Here is a 19,683-nt window from a genome sequence, read left to right on the forward strand (position 1 = left end):
TGATTCAGGCTTGGGTTCAGGCTTGGTTTCAGGCTTGGTTTCAGGCTTGGGTTCAGGCTTGGGTTCAGGCTTAGGTTCAGGCTTCGGTTCAGGCTTCGGTTCAGGCTTAGGTTCAGGCTTGGGTTCAGGCTTAGGTTCAGGCTTGGGTTCAGGCTTGGGTTCAGGCTTAGGTTCAGGCTTAGGTTCAGGCTTAGGTTCGGGCTTCGGTTCAGGCTTCGGTTCGGGCTTGGGTTCGGGCTTGGGTTCGGGCTTGGGTTCAGGCTTCGGTTCGGGCTTGGGTTCGGGCTTCGGTTCGGGCTTGGGTTCAGGCTTCGGTTCGGGCTTGGGTTCAAACGATTGACTTTTTTCAGGGTCAGATGGTTTAACCATTGGGTCATTACTTTGTGGGGCGCAAGCACTCAGCAATCCGAGACACAAAAGGGTGATTGCAATTGTTTTTACTCTATTCATAATCAATGCTTCAATTCTAAAGTTTTGTTTCATCCAGCCTGTTGCTTTGATACCATTCTTTTCTTCCATCCAAGCCACAAGGCACACACCTTTAAGTATATAGGAACTGATGTCAATTTTATAAGTATTCTGCTTGATGCAAGCACATTTCAACGAACAATGACACGCACAAGCTCCTGATTTAAGTCATTCAAACCCTGCTGTGTGCCAGTGACTTCTGTCTCAGGCCAAACCACCTGTAATTGGTTATAATGTCCTGATGAAACTGAACAGCAAATCTCTGTTATTGACTGTTTTCACCTTGCTGGGCTTGTTTGCTGTGGTTTTGGTGATGGTTTTGACAGAGAAAATATTGGCCATATGGCAATACCTACAACAAGCACCGGCTTGGGTCAGTGTTTTGTATGCCAGCGCCATCATTGTGGTTGCAACCCTTCCTGTGCTGTTGTTTTTAAAAATCACCCGACCAAAATCACCCAACGAACCCCAAGTTAAAATCATTGACGAATCGAGTCTTGAAGCTGCCATCATTAAGGAACAACGGCGCGGTGTGGACACTTCCGCCGCCGATGCTGAAATCAAAGAACTGCATGAACGACGCGGCAGTGGCCAGTTTCATATCAGCCTGTTTGGCAGCGCCTCTACCGGTAAATCCAGTTTGATCCATGCGCTGATACCCGAAGCGCGGGTAAAAACCGATGTGGTTAAAGGCACCACCATACGAGCCGAACACCATACTTATGGCCAACTGGAAATCACCGACCTACCCGGCTTTGATGCCGTTGATCAAGCCGAGCTTTCACAGTTGGCCTTGGAGGAATCTCAGCGTGCGCATGTGGTGGTATTTTTATTGAACACCGATTTAGCGCGCAGTGAAATGGTGTTGTTTGAAAAGCTCAATCAACTGAATAAGCCCATGGTTTTGGCTTTGAATAAAGTGGACGTTTATTCAAATGAACAAGTGCAACAAATCAGCGCAGCGATTACTGCCAAAACACAACAACAATTCCCTGTGGTGATGATTAATACCGGCGGCTTTAGGGAGGTCATCACCCGCCATGCTGATGGCTCTGAAAGTCAAAGCACAGAACCGAAGCAGCCAGAAATAAAACCCCTGTTAGATGCCATCGAGACCGTGATCAGTGACAACCCCGAAGCCTTGCACCGCTTTCGTGATGCCGGTATTTTGCTGTTAGCAGAGAACAAACTCAATCAGGCCAGCAGCGAATTCAATCAAAACTTGGCAGAGGAGACCATCGAGCGCCACACCAAAAGAGCCATTGTTGGTGCATTGGCCTCTGTTGCACCAGGATCAGATCTGGTGATTCAGGGCACCATTGGCACCCAACTGGTCAGAGAGTTATGTCAACTCTACGATGTGCCAGTGAATCAATTACAAGTGGATCAAGTGCTTAAATCCACCGGCGGTAAACTGCGCACCTCGACATCATTGGTACTGGCAGTGGCCGGTAATGCACTGAAAGCCTTCCCTGGGGTCGGCACCGCAGCAGGTGGTATCATGCACGCAGTGGCCTATGGCTTGATTTTTAATTCACTCGGTAAAGCGGTCATGACCAGTGTCCAAAGTGAGGGCCGCCTGAATACCGAATTAACCCAACAAACCTTCGAGGAAAACTTACTTGGATCATCCAAAGAACTGGCTAAAGACTTGGCGAAAATGGCGCTCAAACTCAGTCAACAAAAAAAACACAAAGCCTGAAGCTGAAGATCAAATAACAGCTGCATCTGAATTACCAGATGTCGGTGCACCAACGGTCAATGAACAGGCTTTAAGCAGCCTGCGTCAGTTGTTGGATGACCCAAAAATTCCGGCCACAGTCAGGAACCAATTGCAGGATGAATACCAAAACATCCAGCGACTGATTGATAAATTAGAAAATGAACAAATTCACATCGTGGCTTTTGGTAAGGTCAGCACCGGTAAATCCTCACTGTTAAATGCCATCAGCGGTGAGGCGCATTTCACTGTCAGCCCGCTGCATGGTGAAACCAAGCACACCAACCACCTGGACTGGCCCAGTTACCAACAACAATCAGTGGTGCTGATTGACACCCCTGGCACCGATGAATTCAATGGTGAAGAACGTGAACTGATGGCCCAACAAGCAGCCAATCAGGCCGATGTGATTTTGTTCGTGCTGGATGGTGATTTGAGTGCATCACAGAAACAACAGTTGGAAATCATTGCCCAACCCAACAAACCCATCATTGTGGTGCTTAACAAAGCCGATTTATACACCCACGATGAATTGCAGCGACTCAAAGCATCCATAACAGCCAAAACCCAGCACATCAACAGCCAACTTGTGGCCGTGTCAGCCGATCCCAGGGAACGCACTTTGATTGTTGAAATGGCCGATGGTACTCGCCAAGAAAAAGTCGAGTCACCACCAGCCCACATTGATGCACTGAAACAACTGATCTGGGAATTATTAGACAAAGAAGGTAAGACCCTGACCGCCTTGAATGCCTCCCTGTTTGCTGGTGAAGTGTCTGAAAACATAGCCCGCAAGGTCATCGAAGTGCGCAAAACCGCTGGGCAGAAAATCATTCGCACTTACTGCATGGCCAAAGGTGTGGGGGTGGCATTTAACCCCATACCTGTGGCAGATTTGTTGTTTGCTGCGGGCTTGGATGTGGCCATGATCAGGCAACTGTCCAAGTTATATGGTTTGTCTTTGGGTAAAGTAGAGGCGACCAAACTGACCACCACCATCATGGCTCAACTGGCTGTTTTGATGGGTGCGGTTTGGGGCGTCAACCTGCTTTCATCGGCGATGAAAACCGTCAGCGCCGGCCTCTCCACCACGCTTACTGCCACTGCGCAAGGATCACTGGCCTATTATGCCACCTATTTGGTGGGCCAAATAGCCGAATATTATTTCATCCAAGGCAATTCTTGGGGCAAAGCCGGTCCCAAAACAGTGGCTAAAAACATCGTGAAGAACTTGGACAGGAATTCAATCCTGTTGGAGGCACGTGAGCAGATATTAAAAACTTTGAATCGTAAAAATTAATCATTAGCCCTCTGATCAACAAGACTCACATCGGCTGACTTATTCAGCATGAAACAGTCAAAATCATTGGCTAAAAACAATTGACCTTGGTAATGTGCTCTCGCTTCTTGTTCAATTTCAGAAATATTGGAACCCTGGCTATCACCGTATTGGTACCTGGCACTGAAATGCGTCAAAATCAGATTTTTTAGCTGTTGCTTTTGCGCAAATTCAGCGACTTTTTCAGCTGAACTGTGTTGTGGTCCAGGACCAACCTTTTCAGCTATTTGTTGGGTGTAAGTTGCCTCATGAATCAACAAATCAGTGTCTGAGATGGTTTCAGTTAACAGCTCAGGCGTGTCATTGTCACCGCCAACAACCACTTTTCTTGGTTTTCTGGCAGGCAACCAATAATCGGAGGCTTGAATCTCCTGTCCATCATCAAGTTTGATGTTTTTGCCGGCCTGAATCTGACCCCACACCGGGCCTGGTGGTATCTCATCTGCTTTGAGTTTTTCGGCATTTAATGAACGTTCAATGCCTGACTCAGTAAAGCCATAGGCAAAAGAACGAACACGGTGCGAAAGCTCATGAGCATTGACACTGAAGTCACTCAGAGTGATTGACTCATTCATTGATTCAACCGCAATGAAATCAATTTCGTAAGGCAAAAACGTGTCGCTTATGACTTGCGCTGTATCTATCAATTGTTTGATTGCAGCCGGTGCAATTATTGTGATTGGCTGTGTTCTTCCAGCCATGGCAGCACTGGCCAACAGTCCAGGTAAACCGAAGCAGTGGTCGCCATGGACATGGGTAATCATGATTGCATCCAGATGATTTAAGGCCAGTTTGGTTTTTAATATTTGGTGTTGTGTTGCTTCACCACAATCCACCAAACACCATGCTTTTGTATCGCTCTTTTTTATCACAATGCCAGAAACATTCCTGGTTTTTGTTGGGGTTCCAGATGAAGTACCTAAAAATATTATTTCCATACTTTTACAGGGGTGCGTTTATTCAATGAATAAGCAATTATTCCAATGGTGACTTCTTATTCAGTGCATTGATTCGTTTGGTTTCCTCGAAGTCCTTGGGATTATTGGCTTGGATGCGCTGCGATTTGGCGATGTCTTGGATCGATTCATCGATGCTTTTGACTTGTTGGCTGATTTTATAGAAAAACGCGGCCATCAAAATAAACAGCGACAGCACCACAAATAACAGTGCCAATACATCAGGTTGGTTCATACGCACTCCGCATCAATTAAGCAATACACGATTATAATTGATTTTCACTGGTGACTCAGCCAGAATGTGCGCATGATTCAATTGACCAACCTTTCACTCAGACGCGGCCATAAATTACTCTTTGAGGAAGCCAGTGTCAGCATCCACCCAGGCCAAAAAGTGGGTCTCACTGGTGCCAATGGTACCGGAAAGTCGAGCTTATTTGCTTTACTGATGGGTAGCTTACAGGCCGATTTAGGTGAATGCAGTGTACCCAAAGGCTGGCGCATTGCACACGTCAAACAAGAAACCCCAGCCTTGGCTGTTTCTGCCATGGATTACGTGTTGGATGGCGATGTGGTTTATCGCGATATTGAACAAAAAATTGCCAAGGCCACCGCCGCCGATGAGCATGAAAAGTTAGGTGAGCTGTATGCTGAAATGGAGCACATTGATGGTTATGCTGCACACGCCCGTGCCGGGCGCTTATTGAATGGCTTAGGCTTCAGCAGCGATGAAACTTCACAACCAGTCAAGTCGTTTTCAGGTGGCTGGCGGATGCGTTTGAATTTGGCCCAAGCCTTGATGTGTCCATCTGACTTGTTGTTATTGGATGAGCCAACCAACCATTTGGATTTAGAGGCAGTGGTGTGGTTACAAGACTGGCTCAAGCGTTATGAAGGCACTTTGTGGCTGATATCGCATGACCGCGATTTTCTCGATGGCGTGGTGGGACACATCCTGCACATTGAACATGAACAACTGACCTTATACAGCGGTAATTATTCTGATTTCGAAAAAGCCCGCATGGAACAAATGGCACTGCAGCAAGCGATGTTTGAGAAACAACAGAAACAAATCGCCCACATGCAGGCTTATGTCGACCGTTTCCGCTACAAAGCCAGCAAAGCCAAACAAGCCCAATCTCGCCTCAAAGCGCTGGAGCGCATGGACACCATCGCTGCTGCGCAGGCGGAGAACCCGTTTCATTTTGAATTTTACCCTTGCCAAAACCTTCGGCACCAGATTGTCGAATTGGAACATGCCGACATTGGCTATGGTGAGCATAAGGTGTTTAAAGATTTGAGTTTTTCAGTCACCGCCGGCGCCCGCATTGGTTTATTGGGTCGCAACGGCGCTGGCAAGTCGACCCTGATCAAAGCCATGTCGGGCGACAAAGCCTTACAAAAAGGCGAGCTCAAAACCGCCAAAGACTTACACATTGGTTATTTTGCCCAACACCAGTTAGAACAACTCGACCCCTCCGCCACTGCCATCGAACACGTGTTACAACTGGACCCGAAAGCCACTGAACAAGACATCAAAAATTTCCTCGGTGGCTTTGGCTTTCGTGGCGACAAGGCCGACACCCCAGTCAAGCCCTTTTCAGGTGGTGAGAAAGCGCGTTTGGCGTTGGCCTTGATTGTCTACCAAAGACCTGACTTATTGCTGCTGGATGAGCCCACCAATCACTTAGACCTGAACATGCGTGATGCCATCAGTTTTGCTTTGCAAAGTTACGAGGGTGCGGTGATTTTGGTCTCGCACGACAAACACATGCTCAATTCGGTGATTGATGAAATGGTCTATATCGACCGTGGTCAGATTCACCCCTTTGATGGTGATTTGGATGAATACCAAAGCTTCATCAAAGCCCAAATCAAAGCCGCTGAGGCAGAGGAAGCCGCAGCCAACAATGTGGTTCCAATCAATAAGAAACAAAACCACAAAGCCAATAAAGCGGCCAAAAACCGATTCCAGAAACTCGACAAATTAATCGAACAGCACAGCCAAAAACTCACCGACCTCACCGCCAAATTAGGCGAGGCTGAAATCTATGAACCAGAAAACCAACACGAGTTACAACAGTGTATGGCATTATCACAAAAACTCAAAAGTGAGCTGGAAGAATATGAAGCCGAGTGGTTGGAGCTGAGTGAGGAGTTAGAAGGCTAGTCCCACTGGGCACTCAAATCGATAACAGTTGTGTTTTTAGCCTTTTCAAATCATCAATGATGGCTTGCTGTTCTTGAATCAAAGGCTGGTTGAGCTGTTGTTCCAAATTATTGGGTAAATCATCCAATTTGAGATCAAAGAGCGACTGTTTAACCAAGGTATTGGGGTGACTGAATTGGCTTGGTTCAACCCTGGCCACCATCAAGGCAATAATGAAAGTCAAACAAAGGGCTGCTGCAACAGCACTCAGCTGGAACCATTTGCTGCTTGAGCGTGCTTCCAGCTGCGCCTGAATGTGCGCATTCAGGTCGATTGTTTGTAAACGTGCAGCGGCTTGTTGTTGGATGTATTTGGCATCCCGTTGTAACTTATTTTTTAAATCATTGTTCATGTTAACTGGCCTCCAGCATCTCAGCCAATGATGTATTATTGCCGAGTTTTATTCGGCTGCGATGCAAAGATGTTTTCACCCAGGCATTGGATTGGTGCATCACATGGGCAATCTCTTTGATGCTCAGGCCTTCAACGTAATAAAACCACAACACATCATAAGCATCAGGCTTGATGTCCTGCTTAATCAGCTGCCAAATGTTGTTTTGATCAACTGCAAAAGGGTCTTGCTCCTTATCAACAACTTGGTTTGCAATCACATCAAAGGCGACATGACAGACACTTTTTAACTTACCAAGCAAGCGCCTGGCTATGGTAAATAACCAGGTGCTGAACTGCCACTGGGCATCGTAGGAATCGAAGTATTTATAAGCGTTGATAAACGTTTCTTGCAACACATCATCGGCATCAAAACTGTTATCACAGCGGGCCAACAAATAACTGTACAAACGCGCTTGGTAAGAAGCCACCAAGCGCGTGAAGCAGTTGGTGGTTCCATCACGTGCAATTTCTTGCTTGGCCTGAATGATGAGTTGTTGCTCGTTCATGGCTTGACTCAGTCAACATCCATCACTGGTATCAAGTTGTAGGGCAGTTCCGTGCTGATAATCAGCTCATTGCCTTGATTGATGATGGCAAGGCTTGCTACCAATGCTGCAACAATTGGGTTCTTCTGATCCAAATTAGATAGGGCATTCATTGCTATCAAACCATTGACCACTTGTTCTAATTGTTTGGCGGTGGCTGCATCAGCCGTGCCCAATGCACCTTCGATGCTGAGTCCTTCACCCACGTCATAAATGCTGGCTGAAAACTGTTTGATTTTACTGACCACAACTGAATTAAATGGGCCGGTGTTACTGCTTAAATCAGCACCCATATGCGCCATGGCAGACTCGATATTGACTGACAGCGAAACCAAGCCAGACTGGTTCATTTGAAAATCATTGTAAGCACCATTGGCCCATTGTTTCACTTCATCTAGCTCGACACTGATGACTATCAGTTCATCGCTCAATTGAGTCGAGTAAATTGATTTGGTGTTTTCACCATCAGAGAAACTGAAATGTTGAATCATTTGCCCCGCGTGGTATTCAGATTCAATCAAATTAAAGGTCACTTCTTCCTCAGGTTCAACCCAGTACATCAAACCATTGACATACTCGTTTAAATCAAACCCAGTGAAATCGCCTACAGCTACCAAACCCAGGTCATCCTCTTGTTCGCTGTGACCATACAAGGTCAACTTGACCAATCCATCAGGCAGATGCTCATCAAGATTGATTTTTACGTTGGCATGTTTGTTCTTGGCTAAAAGCGGTAAAATTTTAGTCCGCACTTGTTCAACATCAACGGTTGCAAACCAATTGGCTTCATCGTAACCAGTTGCGATTGCTGGCTGTATTGACATCACAAACAGTGCGATGAGCAGTATTACTTTTTTCATTTTTGACTCCGGTTTTGTTTTTTGTACTTACTTATAGGCAAGGAATCTGTGTTTGGTTACAAATTATTTTATTAATTCAGTAACGCCAGCAACAGTGGTGAAGGTCATGAAGCATCGAACTAAATGCATCAGGCCATGTCCCAATAAGTACTTACTGTGGAGAAAAAAATGAAAAACAGCTACACAAAGTCTACCGAAGAGAATGAAATTAACATCACGCCGATGATGGATGTGGTTTTTATCATGTTGATATTCTTTATCGTTTCTACTTCTTTTGCCAAAGAAGAGGGTATTGGTATCACCGGTGCCAGCAGCACCAAACCACCCAATGCCCCCAGTGAAATCGTTACCATTAAGCTGGATTTGGCCGGTCACAGCATCAATGGTCAAGTCGTGGCGCTGGATGCCATCAAAGTCCACTTGTCGCAGCTACATGCGGCCAAACCTGACTTAAAGGCACAACTCTTTGCCGCCAATGAAATTAAAATAGCCACGCTGGTTCGCGCCATTGAGCAAGTTAAGGAAGCCGAGGTTGTTGATTTTTCAGTGAGTACTTATTGAGGGGTTTATTGATGATCTGATAGGGCGAAGGTGACCAAGTCATTGATGTGTGCTTCAGTCGCATCAAGTAATGGAATTTGAGTATCTGTTGGTTTAATCAATAAACCAATTTCGGTACAGGCCAATACCACTGCATCAGCACCTTGTTGCTGCAGTTTTTCTATCACTTGTAGGTAAGCTTGTTTCGAACGGGGCTTGAGTTGGCCTTGGCACAATTCATCAAAGATGACTTGATTGATTATTCCTTGGTCTTTTTTTTGTGGCACCAATGTTTCGACACCATAGTGTGCCAACTTGGTTTTATAAAAATCCTCTTGCATGGTGAATGAGGTACCCAATAAGCCAATTTTTTTACTGCCTTGCGCCATCAGGTTCTTAGCCACAGAATCAGCAATATGAACCAACGGAATTGAAAGTTGACTTTCAAACTGAGGCACCAGTTTATGCATGGTGTTGGTGGCTATGCCAATACACTGTGCACCGGCTTGTTGTAAATTCAGACAATGGTTCTTTAAGATCTGGCTGATGGGTTGCCATTCACCTTGTTGCATCAACCGTTCAATCGGCTGAAAATCCACACTGACCATCACCACAGGTACTGAGTGCAATCCTCCCAAAGCTTGGTTTACCCTGCGGTTCAGCTCGCGGTAGTAAACTTGGGTACTTTCCCAACTCATGCCGCCTAATAAACCGATGGTTTTCATTTTTGGTGGGTTATTTTTTCCAGGTGTAGATACGCATTGGTGGAATGTTCTTGTATTCGACCTTCTTGAAAGTGTATTCACCAAATAAGGGTTCAGCTAATTTACTCACATGGTCGCGTAACTGGTATGCCAGAAATATACCACCGGGTTTCAAAGCTTCATATATGGATTTAATGATGGCTTGATCCATGCCTTTGGGCAAGGTGGTAAAGGGAATGCCAGAGATGATTACATCAGCTGATTGCCAATCCTGATCAGCCATGATTTCAACCAAATTTTGCGCACCTTTATTACTGATGGTTAGGCGTTGATCATCAATGGTTTTTTCCATATGATCAATGAATTTTTGATTGATTTCGACACTGATTAATTGCGCGTCGTCTTGCATGTATTTGAGGATGCCGCGGGTCGTACCACCGGTACCTGGACCCAGTTCCATGATGTAATTGGCATCGCTGAGGTGCGCTGATTTGGCCACTTGTTCAATCAACCACGGTGAAGAAGGCATAAAATATGCCACTTGCATCGGGCTCTTGATGGCATGTTTCAGAAACAGTGCCGAGTCTTTGATTGAGTTAGAGACCTTTTTACTCATGCTTGGATTTTTTCCATTAAAAACGATTCGATTGTATCACGGCTTATTTTTTCTGATGCCATATTAATACGGCTGCGGTACTCAATGTTGTTCTCATCCAATGAGCGATCGCCAATAATCACCTGATGTGGCACACCTAATAGCTCAAAATCAGACATCATGAACCCGGGTCTGACCTTGCGGTCATCCAGGATAACTTCAATGCCTTGGGCTTGCAGTGCTTCATACAAATCATCGGCAGCACGCTTAACGCGCTCAGATTTTTGATAATTCATCGGTAAAATCGCCACACCGAACGGCGCAATGTTGGCAGGCCAAATAATGCCTTTGTCATCGTGGTTTTGTTCGATGGCAGCGGCCACCATGCGCGTCACGCCCATGCCATAACAGCCCATTTCCATGGCTTGAGATTTGCCTTGCTCATTGAGCACCACAGCATTCATGGCTTTTGAATATTTACTGCCCAATTGGAATATGTGACCGACCTCAATACCGCGCGCCACTTTCAACACGCCCACTCCATCAGGACTGGGGTCACCAACTTGAGCATCTCTGATGTCCTCAACCGCTTGATAAACAGCATCTCTGTCCCAGTTCATACCCGTTAAGTGGTAATCTGTTTCGTTGGCGCCACAGACAAAGTCATTCATGTTGGCCACAGTGCGATCAACAACGATGTGACAGTTAAGGTCTTTGACCCCAATAGAGCCAGCATCACAACCAGCCACTTGTTTTATTTCATCGTCATTCAACATTCGCAATGGCGAGGCCACACAGGCTAGGTTATTGGCCTTGACTTCATTCAAGTTGTGGTCACCGCGCACCACCAATGCCACCGGTCCATCAACACCGGCTACCAATAATGTTTTGATGGTTTGTGTGCTTTCAACTTTTAAGAAATCAGACACCGCCTCAATGGTTTTAACTTCAGGTGTGTGCACTTTTTTAACGTCTTGTTCGGCTGTGTTTCTGTTGTCAATCAAACTGACTGCTTCGCATTTCTCTAAATTGGCAGCATATTCACCCTGATCTGAGTACATGATGGCATCTTCACCAGAATCTGCAATCACATGGAACTCTTGCGAACCTGATCCACCAATGGCACCTGAATCAGCCAAAACGCATCTGAAATCAAGACCGATGCGTTTGATGATGTTGCTGTAAGCTTGTTTCATGACTTGGTAGGTTTGTTCTAATGACTCAGTATCCAAGTGGAATGAATAGGCGTCTTTCATAATAAACTCACGCGAACGCATCACCCCGAATCTGGGACGGATTTCATCCCGAAACTTGGTTTGTATTTGATAAAAGTTTATTGGTAGTTGTTTGTATGAGTTGATTTCATTGCGAACAAAATCAGTGATCACTTCCTCATGTGTGGGGCCAAAAAAGTAATCCCGCTCGGCGCGGTCTTGTATGGCCAAAAGCTGACCACCAAAATCAGCAATGCGGCCTGTTTCTTCCCATAACTCCTTGGGCTGAACAGCAGGCATCAACATTTCCAAAGCCCCTGCCGCATTCATTTCTTCACGAATGATATTTTCTACTTTCTGTAAAACACGCATGCCTAATGGCGACCAAGTGTATAAACCTGCACCCAATTTTCTGATCAATCCGGCTCTGATCATCAATTGATGTGAAACGATTTCCGCATCTTGCGGGGTCTCTTTGCGGGTCACTAAATGAAAGGCTGTGGTTCTCATGTTTTGTAATTGTTGAAAAAAACGCTATCTTACCCGATACAAGCCTTTTTTGCTGCTGAATTGTCCCGCTTCAAACCGTGATTGATATCGGTCAATCTGTGGTCAGCGAATCATTAACCCCTTGGTCTGTCAGGTCGGGCTAGGGAGTTGCGATTCCGCCTGGCGTCTATTTTTTTGAGTTTTGGTGCATAAAGAAGGTGATTTTCTCGGTCCTTTTTATGACTTTTTGATTGTAGCGATTAACCAACAACCCCTGCACCGTATGCTCACCTCTGTAAATGTTTTCAAACACTTGGGTAGAAGCATCAGCTGGTTTTTGCTTCTCACCATCAATGATAAATTGAACTTGGTGGCTGGCTTTTTGTGCGGCAGTTAAAGGCGATACTTTGGCCGTTAATTTACCTCCTGTGCCCCACAGGTTTTGTTCCTTGACGGGTTCAAGTAATTGAAACTCTCTCACCACTTCAGGGTCATCTTCCTGATCTTTCTCGCTGCCAGAGGTGCGAACGTTTTCTGAACTGTTGTTAACCGGCCTGGATGGCACCACTGATAACTCTGGCAAATCCGCTTCTTTGTATTCCTCAGAAGGTTTGGTCTCGGTGTAATGGGTCACACCATTTTCATCGGTGTATTTATATATTTTCTTTTCTTCTTGTGCTTGAACGCCGAAAGCCGAACACAACAAAAATAACATCAGTCCAGTTTTAATCATAATTAATCCGCAAATAACATACTTTCTTTGTTATACAACCTCACAGCAAACCATGCAAGTAAAGCGCCCACAATCAATGTACCTAACATGCTCACGCCGATGTTAGTCCAGCTCACATCCTCACCCCTGATCATCTGGTTGATGATGATGTTCTGACTCAAAATGGGGGTGGCCATCATCCACAGTTTTTCCTTCACCGGCATGAACATCAACAGCATGCTGGGTATCAATGGGATAAAAATAACCAAGTTAACGTATGTTTGGGCCTCTTTGAAGGTCTTACTGAAAGCTGCAATGATGGTCTGTATTGAACCGGCCAACAAAGACAGCGGCAGCAATATCAACAGCATCAACAACATATCAACCACACTCAAAGACAAGGTTATGCCCAATGACTTGGTGGGATAAAACGGCATCGTCAATTTGAATGCAATCAGGGTCAAAACCAAGGTCAACAAACCAAAACTGACTGTCGCTGCGAGCTTTCCTGATAGCACATCAACGCGACTGACTGGATTCAAAAACAAAGGCTCCAGCGATTTACGTTCTTTTTCACCAGCGGTTGTATCAATGGCCAAATACATACTGCCCATGAACAGACCGATGATTAAAAAGTAGGGCAAAAACAACATCAACTGGGCACCTTGTGACTGTGCTGTTGATTGGTCATGATTTTCTATCATCACCGCATTCATCAAGTTCGGCGACACCCCTCTTAATTGTAAACGCATGGCTCCGATTTGTGATGAATAGGCATTGACCAGGCTGCGAATTCTTTTAACGGTCACATTTGCTGCCCCTTTGGCTGATGCATCGTAATACAACATCACCTTGGCAGGTTTAGCGGCAGCCATGTCCTCACCAAACTTTTCGTCAATCACCAGTACCGCATCATGGTCTTTGTCTTTGATTGCAGCCTCTGGAGATTTATCCAAGTTGATGATTTTAACGTCTTGACTGATGAAATGTTTTTCCAGGTTTTTGGCATAGGCCATGTTAACAACTGGCAGCTCCAGTTGTTTCTCGGCCTTTTCTTTGCCCATATTGGCTGTCAAATAAATGATTCCCAAGGCCATGATTGGACCCAAGAACGAACCCATAATCACCGATGACATCATGGTGCGCTTGTCACGCAAGTTTTCCATGACTTCTTTCCAGTAGACGGTTTTAAATGCTTTACTGATCATGCGCCTGCTCCTGCTGTCACCAGGGACACAAAAGCGTCCTCTAGGTTGCTTTGATTAGATTGAGCCAACAATTCAGCTTCAGTACCAACAGCCACAACCGCACCGGCATCTATTACTGTGATTTCATCACACACTGCTGAAACCTCTTGCATCACGTGTGAGGAGAACAGGATACACTTACCGCGCGCTTTTTCTTCACGTAAAAAAGTGCGTATGGCACGGGTACTCATCACATCCAAACCGTTGGTTGGTTCATCAAGCAAAATGTTCTGTGGGTCATGCAAAATCGCTCTGGCAATGGCCACTTTAACCCGTTGGCCTTGAGAGAAACCATCGGTTTGACGGTCAGCAAATTTTTCCATGCCCAAACGCTCAATCAATTCGCCAGAGCGGTTTTTGATTTGTGCTTCACTCATGCCTTGCAAACGGCCAAAATAAGCCATGTTTTCTCGCGCTGTTAGGCGTTTGTACAAACCCCTGGCATCGGGTAAAACACCCATGCGTGCCCGCGCCGATACCGGGTCATCGGTTGAGTTGATACCATCAACTGTAACCACCCCTGTTTGTGGTGTAATCAAAGCATATATCATACGCATTGAAGTGGTTTTACCTGCGCCATTGGCTCCGAGCAAGGCTGTGATTTTGCCGTCTTCAGCCACCAAGCTGACGTCTTTGACCGCTTGCACTTCACCAAAGGATTTGCTGATGTTTTCTACAGTTATCATTCTTGAGGCCCATTCATGTTGATGAAGAAAGAAAAGTCATTGAAGTTTTTCATGCATGCAGTATCCAATTCAGTCTCAGGATCTTTGATGAAAGCAGTTAAGATTTTTGGCATACAACCTCGCGTTCCTACTATGTGTCCTTGCCCTTTGGCCACCAAATGTTGAGACTTGCTTAAAGTCTGCATGGCTTTTTCTGCAAAGGCAGGTGGAGTGACCGGATCGTATTCACCCGATAACAGCAAAGTAGGGATGTCTGATTCAACGGGTTCTTTGAATGATGAATCGACCACAATTGAGTCCCATAATTCACACCTGGCGTGCATCAGTTCAAACAAATTATCACCAAACAATGAATTGGTTTGATTGGTTTCTTTCGGCATAAATGGCACGTCTTCAGCACAAGAGACTGAGATTTCTAAGGCATTGTTAAGGCCTTGATTCAATGAGTTCATCATCATCTGTGCTTGGTAGGCCATGGTTTCGGGCTGATCATGGTTAGCCAATGACACCATCAAGGGTATCAAACCCATGGTCTCAGGCGCGTAGGAAAACATACGCAAGGCAATCACTGCATACTCGCGAGTCATGGTGATTTCTTCAAATTCACCGGTGCTTGAGTTTTGTAACCTCAACCCAATTGGCTCTGCTTTGAGTTTGTCTAAGAACGTCCACATTTGTTGTTCGGCATCACCAAATCGTTCACTACAGTCGGCATCTTTTTCACACAATTCAAAAACTCGGCTCAGGGTACTGCGCAAATTTCTTTCATGAGAAACACCCAACACTTCATCCTGCGAAACCACCCCATCCAGAATGGCAGACCTGATTGAATCAGGAAACATTTTCATGTATGTCAACGCCTTACGCGTGCCATAAGAACCCCCGTAAAGGTTCCACTGCTCAACTTCCAAAGCCGTTCGCACCGCTTCTAAATCATGAATGGCCTCTGTGGTGGTATAAGTGGTGGTATCGGCATCCAAGCTGTTGAGACAGTTTGATGTCCAATCTTTCCAAGCATCTGACTCCATATCGCTCAGGGCTTCGTACTCACTTGGATCTATCTCACAGCGCAAAGGGTTTGAATTTCCTGTGCCTCGTTGATCAACCAAAACCACATCCCTGTTCGGCAAAAGTTTATCGAACACCCTGACGATGGAAGCAAACGTATCAACCGCGCCCTGGCCCGGTCCTCCAGCCAAGAGCAGCAAAGGATCATTCAACTTTTCCTTTGAATTGGTTTTTAACACTGCGACATTCAGTTCGATGGTCTTATTTGGATTTTCGCGGTTTTCAGGTACCGTCAGGCGGCCACAATGAGCGGCGGTGCTGACACCAGAGCCTTCGGCGCCAATAAAGCATTTTTCAAGCTCCAGCGCGTTGACATCGGTGACTGAAAACCAAGCCACCAAAGGAATGAGTAATTTTTTCATAAATTAATTAGCTGTTTAACGTTGATTATTCTACTGTCAGCCACCGCAACAATCATGTCCCGATGGTCACATTTACAAGACTTGGTTGTTATTTTTTCTTGGTGGCCGGGCTGATGTACTTCTCCCGTTTAATCAATGGCACAGGCATGCCCTTCTCTTTGAGCAAGTTAAAAGCCTCATCCACCATATTGGGGTTGCCACACAAATAAGCGATGTCATTTTCAACATCAAAATCATGCTTTGCCAGGTAATTTTGTACATAACCTGATTGGTCATTGGGGCCGGCTTCGTTCCTGTCTATTCGAGACAAACAGGGCACGTAATGGAAATGTTCATAGGCCTGTTCCAGTGCCACGAAATCAGCTTCGTATAACAGCCCGGTTTCGTCCTGTGCGCCCATCACCACATAAAAAGCAGAACCCTGCTGCAAACGCAACTCAATTTCCTTGAGCATCGCTCGATATGGCGTGACACCTGTGCCTGTGGCAATCAAAAAATACCGCTCATGGCGATCGGGTAACAAACAAAAACGTCCATACGGTCCGGTGGCTTCCATGCTTTGACCGACTTGCATCTTCGACAGTTTTTCTGTGGCCAAGCCACCCGGCACCCATGAAACAGCGATATCAACTTCGTCCATGGTGGTCTTTTCTTCAGGGAAAATACTTGCTATTGAGTAACTTCTGAATGTTTCAAGACCATCGTCTTGGGTAAAGTGCAAACGCAAAAACTGCCCCGCAATCACCACAAAAGGTTGTTCTGAGTCTACTTTGAAGCGAATATTAACGGTGTTATCATTCAATGAATCCATGCCCAACATGGTTAATTTCAATGGTGTCATGTGCTGTTGTTTTTTGGAATGTGACCATTATCGCAAGAATAACGTGAAAATGTTACCTTTCAAACCACATCAATTGATTAAAAAAATGTTGAACAAAGGATTTATTTTGTCTATACTTCGCATCCTCGTTTCGACGAGCATCTGTGATGTAGTGCCGACATAGCTCAGTTGGTAGAGCAACTGACTTGTAATCAGTAGGTCCCGAGTTCGACTCTTGGTGTCGGCACCATTTCAAACATTCATAAGACTTCATAAAACCCCGCTTTCACCACATAAACCTCACTATATAGCCACTCAATGGGCTTTTATTATGTCATAAGGTATCATAAAACTCCTTTACAACCCATGAAAAAAAGTGGTACATTGCTTGGTATATCAGTTCGATGGTGTTATTTTCTAAAAATGTACCAAGTTAATTTTGAAAGAAAAGCTAGATCACAAAACAATTGAGAACCTACCTATAAAGGATAAGCCCTACAAGGTGCATGACAGCATGACTAAAGGCTTGTTTATCCTTGTTCATACTAACGGCTCAAAATACTTCAGAATTAATTTCACCTTTGAATCAAAGCAAAAAACTTTAGCACTTGGCGTTTTCCCTAATGTTTCACTGATAGCAGCTAGATTGGAGGCTGCAAAGATTCGCAGTCAATTATCTGAAAACAAAAACCCATCTAAAGAAAGAAAAAAAGGCAAGGGTAAAGCTAACAACCAAAACAAACACACGTTTAAAAAAATTGCACTCAAATGGATTGAGCTAAAAAGCAATGAATGGAAGCCAGACTACACCAAAGACGTTTTGAAGTCCTTGGAGTTTAACGTGTTTCCTTATATTGGTGACAAGCCGATAAATAAAATCAAGCCTAAGAAACTAACCAAAGTTTTAGAAAAAATAGAAAAACGCGGTTCATACGAAACACTTAAAAAAGTAAGGCAGCGGTGCAATGGTATTTTTATCTATGCCAAAGTTAAACAGCTAATCAAGTCAAACCCTTGCGAGGGTCAGGAATTGGTTTTAAAGAAACACACTTCTACTGAAAACTTCAACAGCATTGATATAAAGGAACTGCCACAGCTTATAGAAGCCATTCACACTACAGCTATGGAGCTTACAACTAAAACAGGACTATTGTTAGCACTTTATACTTTTGTTAGAACCAGTGAGATCAGGTTCGCGCGGTGGGATGAAATAAGCTTCATAGATAAACAGTGGTTAATACCAGCAGAACGCATGAAAATGAATAAAGATCATATCGTTCCACTTTCCAAACAAGCTATCAAAGCATTGAAAGATTTGCACCCTATTACTGGACACTTCCCTTTTGTTTTTGCTTCACGAAGTAAACCAGATACCAAGCCATTCAGTGAAAACGCTATGTTATATGCGCTCTACCGCATGGGTTACAGAGGTAAACACACAGTACATGGCTTCAGGCATTTAGCTACAACTATTTTAAATGAGCTTGGTTTTGAAAGGCGGCATATTGAAAAACAAATGAGCCATGTAATTAAAAATTCTACTGAAAAAAGATATAACCGTGCTGAATTTATTCAGGATAGAACCGCCATGATGCAGATATATGCTGATTATGTAGATAAATCAGATGGTTCAAACATAGTACCAATTGGCCACAAGAAAATAAATTAACAGGCTAAACAGCCATGCCATAGGTTAGCTACTGAACAGCGGACTGTTTACCGCCTTGGCATGGTTTTTTTAATTTGAAAGAAATCACAGGAAAGAGTGCTTATGGATTTTTCAAAAAAATATATTGTTAAGAGTAGATTTATAGATAAGCTTCATCAAGCTGCAATATTTACCAATGTTGCGGAGAAAGTAATTGAGTCTCTTAATTCAGCAGGAAAAGTTTATTTCAAAGTTGAAGGCATATTGCCAGTTTTTGAACTAAAAGAGTTTTATTCAAGCAAAGAATTATATCTTTCTGGATATTTCTCTTTTAAAAAAGAACTCACTGACTTAGGCCATATCTCTAATTCAGGCATGATAATTAAACCAACACCAGAGTTTAAAGTTAATGGTGAAAAGTATAGCGGAGAATTACTAATTGAGGATTTAAAAGATATTGTCGACATACTTGATTTTAACTTTTACACAGATGATAAATTTGAAGGTCATGACGAGTATAATCAATTCTTTAATAACTTACATTGTCTTAATTTTCAAATGTTAAGTGAAGTAAGTTTGTTTTACAAAATTAGTGATATTAATAAAATCTTAAATAAGTTTGGCATCAGTGATATAACGTTCAGTGAAAAGAATAAGTTAAATGAAAACAAAAATGAGTTCACAGTTTCTGATTCAGAAACAAAACCAACAAGAGGGGAACGTAATTTAAAACTTGCACTTTTTGCTATGGCAAATTTATTATCAGAAAAAGATGTAAGCTATAGACACAAATCTTCTAATAATATCAATGTAACTAATATTGCCAAAGATGTGGCTGAATATTTAACAGCTAATAAAGATGACTTCGTTATACCTCCAAGAATAAAAGAAGGTTATTTTGCAACTGAATATGGGAAGCTTAAAAAAGAAATATCAAATTATATAGAGGATTCATTAAGTGAAATTAGTGACGAAATATAATTTTTCATTATTACAGCTTAATTTTTCATTATTGCGTACTAATTTATCCTAATAAAAGTATTTTTTCATAATAAATAAGGTCTTTGGTTTTTAATGGTTTAATTGACACCTCTTTCAACGTAATGAG

The 19,683-nt window shown here is 44.0% G+C and carries 20 protein-coding genes and 1 tRNA gene; 8 read left to right on the plus strand and 13 right to left on the minus strand.

Translation table 11 applies throughout. The annotated features are described in order from the left end of the window. Positions 1–10 precede the first annotated feature (10 nt). The 3 genes from QNI24_RS00615 (at position 11) to QNI24_RS00625 (ending at position 3,488) form a co-directional block, all read left to right on the plus strand. Entirely contained in the window at positions 11–340 is a 330-nt protein-coding gene (locus QNI24_RS00615) for a hypothetical protein (RefSeq protein ID WP_267176758.1), read from the plus strand. A 369-nt stretch (positions 341–709) separates the two neighbouring features. Next, on the plus strand, positions 710–2,170 hold the full coding sequence (locus QNI24_RS00620) for a GTPase (protein WP_267176757.1): 1,461 nt from the start codon (positions 710–712) through the stop codon (positions 2,168–2,170). Next, complete coding sequence (locus QNI24_RS00625; RefSeq protein WP_267176756.1) at positions 2,091–3,488, plus strand: GTP-binding protein; 1,398 nt, start codon at positions 2,091–2,093, stop codon at positions 3,486–3,488. The genes QNI24_RS00620 and QNI24_RS00625 overlap by 80 nt, the downstream gene beginning before the upstream one ends. Here QNI24_RS00625 and QNI24_RS00630 read toward each other — a convergent pair. After that, positions 3,485–4,465: a ribonuclease Z gene (locus QNI24_RS00630; protein WP_267176755.1), complete on the minus strand. Its 981-nt coding sequence runs from the start codon at positions 4,463–4,465 to the stop codon at positions 3,485–3,487. The two genes, QNI24_RS00625 and QNI24_RS00630, sit on opposite strands and share 4 nt — an antisense overlap. A 37-nt stretch (positions 4,466–4,502) precedes the next feature. Beyond that, entirely contained in the window at positions 4,503–4,718 is a 216-nt protein-coding gene (locus tag QNI24_RS00635) for a hypothetical protein (RefSeq protein ID WP_267176754.1), read from the minus strand. Positions 4,719–4,790: 72 nt separating this feature from the next. Here QNI24_RS00635 and QNI24_RS00640 point away from each other — a divergent pair, with 72 nt between their 5' ends. Further along, the gene (locus QNI24_RS00640; RefSeq protein WP_267176753.1) at positions 4,791–6,653 is read left to right on the plus strand and encodes an ABC-F family ATP-binding cassette domain-containing protein; all 1,863 of its coding nucleotides are present in this window, start codon (positions 4,791–4,793) and stop codon (positions 6,651–6,653) included. Between the two features lie 13 nt (positions 6,654–6,666). Here QNI24_RS00640 and QNI24_RS00645 read toward each other — a convergent pair whose 3' ends face one another. From QNI24_RS00645 to QNI24_RS00655, 3 genes are read right to left on the minus strand one after another with little or no spacing between them, the layout of a single operon-like run. Further along, positions 6,667–7,044, minus strand: coding sequence for a hypothetical protein (locus tag QNI24_RS00645; protein ID WP_267176752.1), 378 nt, complete (start codon positions 7,042–7,044; stop codon positions 6,667–6,669). A gap of 1 nt (position 7,045) precedes the next feature. Continuing rightward, the gene (locus QNI24_RS00650; protein WP_267176751.1) at positions 7,046–7,591 is read right to left on the minus strand and encodes an RNA polymerase sigma factor; all 546 of its coding nucleotides are present in this window, start codon (positions 7,589–7,591) and stop codon (positions 7,046–7,048) included. Positions 7,592–7,599: 8 nt separating this feature from the next. After that, the gene (locus tag QNI24_RS00655; RefSeq protein ID WP_267176750.1) at positions 7,600–8,490 is read right to left on the minus strand and encodes a hypothetical protein; all 891 of its coding nucleotides are present in this window, start codon (positions 8,488–8,490) and stop codon (positions 7,600–7,602) included. 168 nt (positions 8,491–8,658) lie between these two features. Between QNI24_RS00655 and QNI24_RS00660 the strand changes: the two genes are divergently transcribed. Further along, complete coding sequence (locus QNI24_RS00660; protein WP_267176749.1) at positions 8,659–9,051, plus strand: ExbD/TolR family protein; 393 nt, start codon at positions 8,659–8,661, stop codon at positions 9,049–9,051. A 5-nt stretch (positions 9,052–9,056) separates the two neighbouring features. On the opposite strand, the gene QNI24_RS00665 is transcribed toward QNI24_RS00660, so the two are convergent. From QNI24_RS00665 to QNI24_RS00700, 8 genes are all read right to left on the minus strand, one after another. Next, positions 9,057–9,755 (minus strand): aspartate/glutamate racemase family protein, encoded by a 699-nt coding sequence (locus tag QNI24_RS00665; RefSeq protein WP_267176748.1) that lies wholly within the window; start codon positions 9,753–9,755, stop codon positions 9,057–9,059. A 10-nt stretch (positions 9,756–9,765) separates the two neighbouring features. Further along, on the minus strand, positions 9,766–10,350 hold the full coding sequence (locus tag QNI24_RS00670) for a class I SAM-dependent methyltransferase (RefSeq protein WP_267176747.1): 585 nt from the start codon (positions 10,348–10,350) through the stop codon (positions 9,766–9,768). Continuing rightward, on the minus strand, positions 10,347–12,053 hold the full coding sequence (locus QNI24_RS00675; RefSeq protein WP_267176746.1) for a proline--tRNA ligase: 1,707 nt from the start codon (positions 12,051–12,053) through the stop codon (positions 10,347–10,349). Before QNI24_RS00675 ends, QNI24_RS00670 begins: the two co-directional genes overlap by 4 nt. 166 nt (positions 12,054–12,219) lie before the next feature. Further along, on the minus strand, positions 12,220–12,765 hold the full coding sequence (locus QNI24_RS00680; protein ID WP_267176745.1) for a DUF4124 domain-containing protein: 546 nt from the start codon (positions 12,763–12,765) through the stop codon (positions 12,220–12,222). 2 nt (positions 12,766–12,767) lie between these two features. Then, positions 12,768–13,952 carry an ABC transporter permease gene (locus QNI24_RS00685; RefSeq protein WP_267176744.1) on the minus strand — a complete coding sequence of 395 codons (1,185 nt, stop codon included), beginning with the start codon at positions 13,950–13,952 and terminating at the stop codon, positions 12,768–12,770. Continuing rightward, a complete protein-coding gene (locus QNI24_RS00690) occupies positions 13,949–14,677 on the minus strand; it encodes an ABC transporter ATP-binding protein (RefSeq protein WP_267176743.1) in 729 nt (242 codons plus the stop codon). Before QNI24_RS00690 ends, QNI24_RS00685 begins: the two co-directional genes overlap by 4 nt. After that, a complete protein-coding gene (locus tag QNI24_RS00695; RefSeq protein ID WP_267176742.1) occupies positions 14,674–16,107 on the minus strand; it encodes an alpha/beta hydrolase in 1,434 nt (477 codons plus the stop codon). The genes QNI24_RS00690 and QNI24_RS00695 overlap by 4 nt, the downstream gene beginning before the upstream one ends. Positions 16,108–16,195: 88 nt before the next feature. Next, positions 16,196–16,948, minus strand: coding sequence for an FAD-binding oxidoreductase (locus QNI24_RS00700; protein WP_267176741.1), 753 nt, complete (start codon positions 16,946–16,948; stop codon positions 16,196–16,198). Between the two features lie 153 nt (positions 16,949–17,101). On the opposite strand from QNI24_RS00700, the gene QNI24_RS00705 reads away from it, so the two are divergent. The 3 genes from QNI24_RS00705 to QNI24_RS00715 all read left to right on the plus strand — a co-directional run bounded on the left by QNI24_RS00705 (position 17,102) and on the right by QNI24_RS00715 (position 19,556). Beyond that, positions 17,102–17,177, plus strand: a tRNA-Thr gene (locus QNI24_RS00705). 189 nt (positions 17,178–17,366) lie between these two features. Then, a complete protein-coding gene (locus tag QNI24_RS00710; protein WP_283708424.1) occupies positions 17,367–18,596 on the plus strand; it encodes a tyrosine-type recombinase/integrase in 1,230 nt (409 codons plus the stop codon). 102 nt (positions 18,597–18,698) lie between these two features. Then, positions 18,699–19,556 carry a hypothetical protein gene (locus tag QNI24_RS00715; RefSeq protein WP_283708425.1) on the plus strand — a complete coding sequence of 286 codons (858 nt, stop codon included), beginning with the start codon at positions 18,699–18,701 and terminating at the stop codon, positions 19,554–19,556. Positions 19,557–19,683: the final 127 nt, after the last annotated feature.

The organism is Marinicella marina (assembly GCF_030065545.1).
GTDB classification, from domain to species: Bacteria; Pseudomonadota; Gammaproteobacteria; order Xanthomonadales; family Marinicellaceae; genus Marinicella; species Marinicella marina.

Coding starts and splice junctions, on each gene's coding strand:
- QNI24_RS00645 (WP_267176752.1), bottom strand. CDS start 7,044: ATGAACAATGATTTAAAAAATAAGTTACAACGGGATGCCAAATACATC.
- QNI24_RS00670 (WP_267176747.1), bottom strand. CDS start 10,350: ATGAGTAAAAAGGTCTCTAACTCAATCAAAGACTCGGCACTGTTTCTG.
- QNI24_RS00715 (WP_283708425.1), top strand. CDS start 18,699: ATGGATTTTTCAAAAAAATATATTGTTAAGAGTAGATTTATAGATAAG.
- QNI24_RS00685 (WP_267176744.1), bottom strand. CDS start 13,952: ATGATCAGTAAAGCATTTAAAACCGTCTACTGGAAAGAAGTCATGGAA.
- QNI24_RS00660 (WP_267176749.1), top strand. CDS start 8,659: ATGAAAAACAGCTACACAAAGTCTACCGAAGAGAATGAAATTAACATC.
- QNI24_RS00620 (WP_267176757.1), top strand. CDS start 710: ATGAAACTGAACAGCAAATCTCTGTTATTGACTGTTTTCACCTTGCTG.
- QNI24_RS00655 (WP_267176750.1), bottom strand. CDS start 8,490: ATGAAAAAAGTAATACTGCTCATCGCACTGTTTGTGATGTCAATACAG.
- QNI24_RS00690 (WP_267176743.1), bottom strand. CDS start 14,677: ATGATAACTGTAGAAAACATCAGCAAATCCTTTGGTGAAGTGCAAGCG.
- QNI24_RS00675 (WP_267176746.1), bottom strand. CDS start 12,053: ATGAGAACCACAGCCTTTCATTTAGTGACCCGCAAAGAGACCCCGCAA.
- QNI24_RS00635 (WP_267176754.1), bottom strand. CDS start 4,718: ATGAACCAACCTGATGTATTGGCACTGTTATTTGTGGTGCTGTCGCTG.
- QNI24_RS00680 (WP_267176745.1), bottom strand. CDS start 12,765: ATGATTAAAACTGGACTGATGTTATTTTTGTTGTGTTCGGCTTTCGGC.
- QNI24_RS00700 (WP_267176741.1), bottom strand. CDS start 16,948: ATGACACCATTGAAATTAACCATGTTGGGCATGGATTCATTGAATGAT.
- QNI24_RS00640 (WP_267176753.1), top strand. CDS start 4,791: ATGATTCAATTGACCAACCTTTCACTCAGACGCGGCCATAAATTACTC.
- QNI24_RS00695 (WP_267176742.1), bottom strand. CDS start 16,107: ATGAAAAAATTACTCATTCCTTTGGTGGCTTGGTTTTCAGTCACCGAT.
- QNI24_RS00665 (WP_267176748.1), bottom strand. CDS start 9,755: ATGAAAACCATCGGTTTATTAGGCGGCATGAGTTGGGAAAGTACCCAA.
- QNI24_RS00650 (WP_267176751.1), bottom strand. CDS start 7,591: ATGAACGAGCAACAACTCATCATTCAGGCCAAGCAAGAAATTGCACGT.
- QNI24_RS00630 (WP_267176755.1), bottom strand. CDS start 4,465: ATGGAAATAATATTTTTAGGTACTTCATCTGGAACCCCAACAAAAACC.